Below are 9279 nucleotides of genomic sequence, written 5' to 3' on the forward strand. Positions count from 1 at the left end.
GCAGCCCGCGCTCGGGCGCCGTGCCGGCGGGGAGCGAGGGAAAGCTGACCTGCATCCGTCCGTACCTCCGACCGCCGCGCCGTCCGCACCGGGCGGCAGCGCCTGTACGGCACCGGGGCCGCCTGCTGCCGCCCCCGTCCACCTTCGCAGATCAGGGGGTGCGGAGCGGGCCGACACGGGCGGGCGGGTGACGTCGTTCGGCCGGGGCCGGGTGGGTGCCGCCCGCGCGGGGCGGGGGCGGCGGCCGGTCCGGGGGCGGCTGGACGAATGACGGCCCGGGGCCCGTATCGCAGCACCATTTGCGGCCGCCGGGCGGGGGCGGCGGGACAAAAACAAAGGATTTTGCGGACTGCCCAGCTCCGGTCACCATGTCGTGTCGCACATCCTGGCGAACCTGCCCGCTGGACCGAGAGGCACACCCCCTCATGCACGACACCGACGGCACGCACACCCGCCGTTTCGGCCTCCCGACCGCCACTGCCCTGGTCATGGGCAACATCATCGGCGGCGGCATCTTCCTGCTGCCCGCGTCCGTCGCCCCGTTCGGCACGGTCAGCCTGCTCGCGTTCGGCGTCCTCACCGTCGGCGCCATCGCCCTGGCCCTGGTCTTCGGGCGCCTCGCGGAGCGCCATCCGAAGACCGGCGGCCCGTACGTCTACGCGCGCGAGGCCTTCGGCGACTTCGCCGGCTTCCTGTCCGCCTGGTCGTTCTGGACCATGACGTGGGTGAGCAATGCGGCCCTCGCCGTGGCCGGCGTCGGCTACCTGCACGTCATGACCGGCAAGGGCTCCATGGCCGGGGACCTCGCCATGGCGCTGGCGATGCTGTGGCTGCCCACGCTCGCGAACCTGGCCGGTACGCGCTGGGTCGGCGCGGTCCAGATGATCTCCACGGTGATGAAGTTCGTGCCGCTGCTGTTCGTCGCGGTCGTCGGCCTGTTCTTCTTCGACCCGGACAAGCTGGGCTCGTTCACCACCTCCGACGGCAACTGGACCGGCGGGCTGACGGCGTCGGCCGCGATCCTGCTCTACTCCTACGTGGGCGTGGAGTCCGCCGCGATGAGCGCGGGCGAGGTCCGCGACCCGGAGCGCAACGTGGGGCGCGCGAGCGTCCTGGGCACCGTGGGTGCGGCGCTGGTCTACCTCCTGGGCACGGTCTCGGTCTTCGGCACCGTCGAGCACGACAAGCTGGTGGAGTCCACGGCGCCCTTCTCGGACGCGGTCGACGTGATGTTCGGCGGCCACTGGGGCGGCACGCTGATCGCCCTCTGCGCCGTGATCTCCATCGTGGGCGCCCTCAACGGCTGGACGCTGATGAGCGCCCAGGCCCCCTACGCCGCCGCGAAGGACGGGCTGTTCCCGGCCGCGTTCGGGAAGAAGAAGCGCGGTGTGCCGACGTTCGGCGTGCTCGCCGCCGCGGTCCTCGCCTCGCTGCTGACCATCGTCAACTACACCTCGGGCGTGGGCGGGGTCTTCGAGATCCTCGTCCTCATCACGACGTTCTCCGCGACGGTCCCGTACCTGCTGGCCGCTGCCGCGCAGGTGTACTTCCTGCTCACGGGGCAGCGGGACAAGGTCCGCACCGGCCGCTTCGTCCGTGACATGGCGCTCGCGCTGGGCGCGTTCGCCTTCTCCTTCTGGCTGGTGGCGGGCGCGGGGTACGCGGCCGTCTACCAGGGCGTGCTGTTCCTCTTCGCCGGCATCCTCGTCTACGTGTGGCTGGCGGCCCGCCGCTCCACGGAGCAGGCCGGTGCGCGGTCCGCCGCCCCGGAGCGGGCCGGGACGGCGGAGCGAGCGGAGCAGGCGGAGGCCGTCAGGCCGTGACGCCGCCGTCGAGGACGAGGTCGGCACCCACGGTGTAGCCGGCCTCGTCCGAGGCGAGGTGGAGCACGGCGGAGGCGATCTCGTCGGGGGTGCCCGCGCGGCCGGCCGGCACCTCGCGGCTCATGCGCTCGGCCTTGTCGAGCGAGGACTCGCCGGGGCGCGAGGACATCGGCGTCTCGACGGGCCCGGGGCTCACGGCGTTGATCCGCACGCCCTCGCCGATGTGGTCCAGCGCGGCGTTGCGCGTCAGGGCGGAGACGGCCGCCTTCGTGGCCGTGTACGCGCCGAAGCCGGGCTTCCTGCGGTGGGCGCCGACGTTGGACGCGATGTTCACGATGGCGCCGCCGCCGTTGGCGCGCATGTGCCCGATCTCGTACTTCATGGACAGCCAGACGCCCTTGAGGTTGGTCCCGACGATCCGGTCGAAGTCCTCCTCGGGCACGTCCGCCACCTTGGCCGGGGGTACGGCCAGGCCCACGTTGTTGACGGCGACGTCGAGGCTGCCGAAGCGCGCGACGGTCTGCTCCACGAGGGCCCGCACGTCCTCGGCCCGGGTCACGTCCGCGGTGAGGGCGACGGCCTCGCCGCCCTCCGCCTCCACGAAGGCCACGGTCTCCTTCAGCGGCTCCTCCCTGCGGCCCGCGACCACGACCCGGGCACCCTCCCGGGCGAAGGCGAGGGCGATGGCCTGGCCGATTCCCGTACCGCCGCCGGTGACGAGGACGGTCCGGCCGGTGAAACGTGCGGTCATGTCGACACTCCTAAGCAATGGGTCGCATAAAGGCGGGTGTGTTGCATGAGATGCCGTGACGGCGGCGGCGGTCCGGAAAAGCAGCAGGAGTCCGTCACCTTCGCTCCGGTTCACTCCAGCAGGGCGAGGGCCTGTGCGGCCGCGTCCCGCAGCCGGGCCCGGCCGGGCACCGCCTTGCCGACCACCCGCATGCCCTGCATCAGCACGAGCAGCATCCGGGCCAGGGCCACCGGGTCGCGGCCGGCCGGCAGTTCGCCCTGCTCCTGAGCCCGTGTCAGTGCGGCGGTGAGCGCCGCCTCCAGGGCGAGCCAGCTCTCCTCGACGCCGCGGGCCGCGGCGGGGTCGTGCGGCGCCAGCTCGACGGCGGTGTTGGTGACGAAGCAGCCGCGCCGCAGCTCGTCGTCGGCCGCCTCGCCGGCGAAGCGGGTCACCAGCCCCCGCACGGCCGGCAGGGCCGGGCCGGGGCGCGAGAGCTCCTCGGCCACGCGCGGGCTGTGCTGCTCGCTGTAGCGCTGCAGCGCCTTGAGGTAGAGCTCGCGCTTGCTGCCGAACGTCGCGTACAGGCTGGCCCGTGCGATGCCCAGGTGACCGACGAGGTCGGCCATCGACGTCGCTTCGTAGCCGCGCCGCCAGAACAGCTCGACGGCCGACTGGAGCGCGGCGTCCGGATCGAATTCCTTGGTCCTGGCCATGAGTTGACCGTAGCGGATTCGAGAACGATCGGTCAAGAATGAACGGTCCAGAAAGCCCGGCCGCCGGGGACGGCCGGGCAGGAGGACCGGGAAGACGGCCGGAAGGGCCGCGAAGAGGGCCGGAAGACTACGGGGCCGGCCGCATCCTGAAGTCGTACGTCCGGGGCAGCGCCCGGGCCCGCGCCCGCGCGCGGATCTCCTCGGTGACGGGCCCCTCGCCCGCCAGCAGCCGCGCCTGGATCGCGTACCAGGTCTCGCCGAGGGACTCGTCGCCCTCGCGCAGGTCCGCCACCTCGAAGCCGCGGTCGAAGACCTCCTGCGCGGCCGCGGCGTCCCCCTGCGCGAGCAGCACGCGGGCGCGCAGCAGCCGGAAGCGGCCGTGCTCGCGGAGCTCCGGGCGCAGGCCGTCCAGCACGGCCGAGGCGTCGTCCGCCCGGCCTGCGGCCAGCAGCGCCTCCACCGCCTCGCGGGCGAGCGCGGCCATCGCGGCGGTCCACGGGGCGTTCTCGCGCCGCTCCCCGCAGGCTTCGCCGAACGCCTCCAGATACCGGTCGGCGGCGCGCTCGGGATGGCCGTCCTCGGCGTCGGCGAAGGCCAGGCAGCGCTTGGCCCACCACAGGGCGCCCGCCGCCTCCCAGGCGCGGACGGCCTGCGAGCGGTCGCCGGTGTGCCAGCGGGCGACCCCCAGGTGGTAGGCGCCGCAGAGGTCGCCGTCGCCGATCGTCTCCAGCAGCTCGCGCCAGCGGGGCGACACGAGCGAGGGGCCGGGCGGCAGGCTCCGGTCCGGCCGCGGGAACTCCCCCCGGTGCAGGAACTCCAGCCAGGGCTCCTGCTCCTCCCCCAGCGTCCCCGGGGCGAAGGGCGTGCCCGGCAGGTCGTAGTGGCCGCGCTCGGCCTCCAGGGCGCCCCAGCCTGAGCCGGTGTGCAGGCTCTCCTTCGGCTCGGCGTCGGCGTACGGGTGCCACGCCGCGTACGCCGCGTCCACGTCGGCACGGGGCAGGGCCGCCTCCAGCCGGGCGGCCGCCTCGCCGCGGGCCGCCGCCCAGTCGCCGCCGTGCACGGCGGCGGGGTCCGCGGCCAGCGGCCCGTAGGCCTCCAGCCAGGCGAACGTGCCGCCCGCCTCCAGCGGCACGTGCTCCAGCTGGGTGCGGGCGAGCCCGGCCTGGATCTCGGCGTAGCCGCCGGTGCCCGGCTCGGTGAGCCACTCCTGCCAGCGCCGGCCGCCGCGGCCCGAACCCCAGACGAAGAGCTTGCGGCCGCGCAGCAGGTCCGTCGAGGTCTGCACGAGGCCGTGGCCGTCCGCGCCGAGGGAGGCGATCCAGCGGCGCTCTCCGCCGGGCACGTCGTAGAAGAAGTCGGAGGCATGCGTGCTGTTCAAGGGGTACGTGCGGTCGGCGCCGTCCCACTCGGGCACCGGGACCCGGCGCAGGCTGCGCTCGTAGCCGAACCGCCAGGCCGCCTCCGCGGGCGCGAGCACGCGCGTGCCCGCCTCCTCGGGGACGGCGATGTTGGACCACCAGTAGACGGGGGCGGGCCGGTCGTGGGGGTTGCGGATGCGCACGCCCACGTAGAGGAAGTCCGAGCCGTCCGGCAGCCACAGGTCGACCTGGAACGGCAGGTCGCGCAGGCGCTCCCACTCCCACAGCCGCAGCATCTCCCCGCCGTCGGGGGCCGGCACGCGGGCCGCGTGCAGCGGGGCCACGGACAGCGTCGTGTGGCCGGTCGCACCGATGTTCCATTCGATGCCGCCGGAGAACCAGGCGCCGTTCAGGGCGAACGAGGCGGGCTGCAGGACGGGGTTGCGGTAGAGCAGCTGCCGGCCCGCCGGCTTGTGCTCCAGGGAGTGCACGCGCCCGCCGAGGCCGGGCAGGACGGTGGCGCGCAGCCGGTCGTTCTCGATGACGATCGCCTCGAGATCGGCGGGGGTGCGCCTGCGGGAGTAGCCGTCGCGCCGGCGCACGGGCAGCAGCGACCGCAGGGGCGCGTGGCCGGCCTGGCGGGCCATGTCGGCGGGCAGGGCCCTGCGCTGCTCGGCGTCGATGCGGTGGACGTCGGCGGCCGTGCGCAGGGACGGCAGCGGATCCTCCACGCCGAGCGGGGCGGCGGGCAGGGACAGCACGGCGCGTCGGATGGTCGTGGGCACGGCAACCTCTCTCAACCCTGGCGGTCCGGGTCAGCCCCGGCGGTCCGGTCTCAATCCTGGTGCTCCTGCAGCATGTCCGCGGTGATCGCCCAGCGTTCGTGGTCGCGCCACGCCCCGCCGATGAAGAGGAACTCCGGGGAGAAGCCCTCCAGCCGGAAGCCGTGCCGCTTCACCAGTGCGAGTGACGCCGTGTTGCCCGGCTGGATGTTCGCCTCCAGGCGGTGCAGCCCCAGCGGGCCGAAGGCGTGGCGCAGGACGAGCCCGAACCCCTCGCTCATGAGGCCGCGCCCGGCGGACGGCACGAACGCGCCGTAGCCGAGCGCGCCGCACTGGAAGGCTCCGCGCACGATGTTGTTGATGTTGACGAAGCCGGCCGGGCGCCCGGAGTCGCGCAGGCACACGAGGAAGCCCGCCCGCTGCTCCCCGTCGAAGCGGGCGGCGTACTTCGCGAAGCCCTCCTCGGTGGTGGGCATGGACAGCCACGGGTGGTGCAGGTCCGCGCTGTCCCGCACCAGGCGGGTGAACTCCGGGCCGTCCTCCGGCGTGACGGCCCGGACGGCTACCCGCGGCCCCGCGGCGAGGACGCGGGCGCGGGCGTCGGCGGTCTGGTGATCGGGCACCGCTTCATCGTACGGTCCGGCCGCCGCCCCGGGGAGGAGCCGCGATCACACCACGACCGGGCGGAGGTCCGGGCCGACGACGTGCGACGGGGGCGGCGGACCGGCCTCGTCGTGGAAGAAGTGGGCCCCGTACCAGACCACGAGGTCCTGCCCGTCCACGGATTCGCCGTTGACGAAATCACCGATGTGGGCGCGCGTGTCGGCGGGCCGCCCGTCGTCGATCTCCGTGCCGCGGTAGCGCAGGACCCACAGGTCGGCCACGCCGTAGGCGTCCGCCGTGCCGTCGTTCGCGCCGGGCGCCAGGACGTAGCCGCGGCCGGTCGCCGGGGCGATGACGCGCCATTGCCGGTGGCTTGCGGGGTTGCGGGTGCGCTGGGCCTCCAGGCGGACGGGCGTCCACCCGGTGGCGTCGTTGAACTCGTCCACCCGGTTGGCGGTCGAGCCTCCGACGTCCAGGTCCAGCCGCCAGTACACGTGGTGGGTGTGGGCCAGGCAGGTGCACGGGTTGGTGACGGCGGAGAAGCCGAAGCGCGGCAGGATCGTCCCGTCGTCGGCGAGCCGCCACTCGGTGACGTAGCGGTACCAGCCGGCGGCGAGTTCGCTGACGATGCGGAGCGCGGAGCCGTCGTGGAAGAACGCGACGCCGCGGAAGTTGCCCTGGTCGCTGTGGGTGTCGAGGATCGTGCGCGGCGCCGAGGTGCACAGGCGGTAGCCCGGGCCGACCGGGTCGGAGCCCGTCGCGTCGAAGCAGACCTCCTCGTTCGCCCAGTCACGGAAGGGGCCGCACCGGTCGTTCGTGTAGCGCACGTTGAGGATCGGCGCGTGGGCCTGGTAGAGGACGCGCTCGCCCTTGTGGTCGACGAATCGCAGCTCCGCGCCGGAGCCGTTGACACCGGAGGAGGTCCTGGGCCGGTTGACGACCAGGTTCCACAGCTCGGTGGTCCCGCGGCGCACCCGGACGCGGACGGCACGCGGACCGCCGGACGGGTCGGGGCAGTTGTCGGCGGGCGGGATGGTCACGCAGTCCAGGGCGGAGGGGGCGGAGACCCCCTCGGGGGCGGGGATCACCGTGCCGTCCTTCGTGCGCACGCCGACGATGCGGTGCTTGACGTCGCTGCCGGGAGTGCGCAGGCCGACGGTGACGACGCGGTCCACGGTTCCGTCGGCGTGGGTGACGTCGGCGAGCGGCGGCATGGGCCGGTACGCGAGCGCGCCGTCGGCCGCCAGCTGCGGCCCGAACTCGGCGTGGGCGCGCACCGCTTCGACCGCCCGGTCGAACTCCTCGCGGCCGGGCAGCGGCTGGAAGCACACCGAGCGCACGGCCGCTCCGGCCAGGTCGCCCAGCCGCCCGGTGACCTCGACCGAGCGGTAGGCGTCCGGGTCGTGGACGACGGCCCGGAACGGCGCGTCGGCGCCGGCGTCCTTCTCCAGGAGCCGGAAGTCGGCGACGGCCGTCCGGGGTCCGGCGATGCGCTCGCGGACGGCGGGCAGGCCGATGAGGTCACCGGCGAGGGACGCGGCCGTCGCCGTGCCCTCCTGGTACGGTTCGATGCTGATCGTGATGGGGTCGGGCATGGGAGCCCCCTTTTGCCTGATGCCGCCTGACGGGCACGCGCTGGAGGGTTCAGAGTGCCCGCGAAGCGGACAAGCAGGGCATCCACCACACGAGGGGCGTGGGGGTTACTTTCAGGGCGCATCGATGCAGGAGCCGTGCCCCGGAAACCGGCCTCCGCCAAAAGCAGTTGACCCAGGCGCACCGGGCGCCCCACCGCTCCCGGACGTCAGCCATTCCACAGATGCGGCTGCACTTCCGCGCGCCCCCGCGGTACCCACCATCGCTCCCTGCACTCGATCACCCCTTCCTCCGTAGCTTGTGGATCCGGAGCTTCCGCATCCCTCGGGAAGCAGCCCCCAGCTTCACGGCACAGGAGGTCGGCATGAAGCGCACCATCATCCTCGCCATGGCGGCGGTCGCGGCCCTCACCGGCGGCCTGGTCACCACCGCCTCGGCGGAGAACGCCGCCGACGACAAGCCCGTCGCCGCCGCGGACAAGGCCAAGGAGTTCGCCGAGGACGGTCCGGAGATCGGCGGCTTCGACCAGGTGGAGGGCACGGCCTTGAACGTGGCGCCGCAGGCCAACGGCCGCACCTTCGTGGCCTGCCCGGCCGGCCGGGTGCCCAGCGGCGGCGGCGGGAAGACCAGCGGCATCCACATCTTCTTCACCGACTCCTTCCAGGAGGGCAACGGCTGGGTGATCCGCGGCACGAACACCAACCCCGTGGGAGGCGCCACCGAATCGATCAGAGCGGTCGCGATCTGCACCGCACCGCGCTGATCCCCCGGACCGGCCCCCCTGCGCCGGTCCCCTGCGATGAGCCCGGCGGCCTCCCCGCCGGGCTCATCCGCGTTCTTCCGGCACCGGCGTCAGCTTCACCGTCTTGTCCTCGCTGCCGCTGGCCAGCCAGCCGCCGTCCGGGCCGAACGCCACGCAGAAGACGGTGTGGTGGTGCTGCACGCGCAGCGCGCGGGTGCCGTCCGCGACGGCCCACACGCCCGCCGTGCGGTCCGCGGAGGCCGTGGCGAGCCAGTGGCCGCCGGGGCTGAAAGCCACGTCCTTCACGGCGTCCCCGTGCCGCACGAGCAGGAGCTGATGGCCGCTGCCGGCGTCCCACACGCGGACGCAGCCGTCGTCACCGGCCGTCGCCAGCCGGCCGCCGTCGGGGCTGAACGCGACGGCCTTGACCGCGTGGTCGTGGCGCAGGCGCAGCAGTGCGTCGCCGCCGAGCGACCACAGCCGTACGGAGCGGTCGGCCGAGGCGGAGGCGAGGCGCGTGCCGTCCGGGCTGAAGGCGACGTCGGTCACGACCTGGTCGTGGGTGATGCGCAGCATCGGGTCGCCGCTGGTGGAGTCCCAGAGCCGGACGGTGCGGTCGGCGGAGGCGGAGGCGACGCGGAAGCCGTCGGGGCTGAAGGCCACGCCGAAGACGACGTGGTCGTGGCGCAGGCGCAGCAGCTCCTCGCCGTTGGAGGAGGCCCAGATGCGCACGGTGTTGTCGGCGCCCCCGGTGACCAGGCGGCGGCCGCCGGGGCTGAACGCCGCGGCGAAGACGGACGAGAGCCAGCCGCCCACCGGCTGCTCCCATATGCGGTTGCCGGTCAGGGCGTCCCAGACCCTGACCCGGTTGCGGGACCCGGTGGCCAGCCGTCTGCCGTCGGGGTGGAAGGCGAGGGCGTGCACCCACTGGCGGG

At 74.0% G+C, this 9279-nt stretch carries 8 protein-coding genes; 2 read left to right on the top strand and 6 right to left on the bottom strand.

Going from position 1 to position 9279, the window contains the following annotated elements:
• Positions 1 to 425 precede the first annotated feature (425 nt).
• The gene (locus V7793_RS27310; RefSeq protein WP_336011065.1) at positions 426 to 1823 is read left to right on the top strand and encodes an amino acid permease; all 1398 of its coding nucleotides are present in this window, start codon (positions 426 to 428) and stop codon (positions 1821 to 1823) included.
• Here the strand turns inward: V7793_RS27310 and V7793_RS27315 are convergent.
• The 5 genes from V7793_RS27315 to V7793_RS27335 form a co-directional block, all read right to left on the bottom strand.
• Entirely contained in the window at positions 1813 to 2574 is a 762-nt protein-coding gene (locus tag V7793_RS27315; protein ID WP_336011068.1) for an SDR family NAD(P)-dependent oxidoreductase, read from the bottom strand. The two genes, V7793_RS27310 and V7793_RS27315, sit on opposite strands and share 11 nt — an antisense overlap.
• A gap of 110 nt (positions 2575 to 2684) precedes the next feature.
• On the bottom strand, positions 2685 to 3266 hold the full coding sequence (locus V7793_RS27320; protein ID WP_336011071.1) for a TetR/AcrR family transcriptional regulator: 582 nt from the start codon (positions 3264 to 3266) through the stop codon (positions 2685 to 2687).
• Positions 3267 to 3393: 127 nt separating this feature from the next.
• The gene (locus V7793_RS27325) at positions 3394 to 5409 is read right to left on the bottom strand and encodes a DUF5107 domain-containing protein (RefSeq protein WP_336011075.1); all 2016 of its coding nucleotides are present in this window, start codon (positions 5407 to 5409) and stop codon (positions 3394 to 3396) included.
• A gap of 50 nt (positions 5410 to 5459) precedes the next feature.
• Positions 5460 to 6029, bottom strand: a complete 570-nt coding sequence (locus V7793_RS27330; protein WP_336011078.1) for a GNAT family N-acetyltransferase — start codon at positions 6027 to 6029, stop codon at positions 5460 to 5462.
• Between the two features lie 45 nt (positions 6030 to 6074).
• Positions 6075 to 7604, bottom strand: coding sequence for a hypothetical protein (locus tag V7793_RS27335; RefSeq protein ID WP_336011080.1), 1530 nt, complete (start codon positions 7602 to 7604; stop codon positions 6075 to 6077).
• 362 nt (positions 7605 to 7966) lie between these two features.
• Here V7793_RS27335 and V7793_RS27340 point away from each other — a divergent pair, with 362 nt between their 5' ends.
• Positions 7967 to 8365, top strand: a complete 399-nt coding sequence (locus tag V7793_RS27340; RefSeq protein WP_336011083.1) for a hypothetical protein — start codon at positions 7967 to 7969, stop codon at positions 8363 to 8365.
• 63 nt (positions 8366 to 8428) lie between these two features.
• On the opposite strand, the gene V7793_RS27345 is transcribed toward V7793_RS27340, so the two are convergent.
• Positions 8429 to 9279 (bottom strand): WD40 repeat domain-containing protein (locus V7793_RS27345; RefSeq protein WP_336011086.1); only part of this gene is annotated, 851 nt, incomplete at its 5' end.

It is taken from the genome of Streptomyces sp. KLMMK (assembly GCF_036961605.1).
Classification (GTDB): Bacteria; Actinomycetota; Actinomycetes; order Streptomycetales; family Streptomycetaceae; genus Streptomyces; species Streptomyces telluris.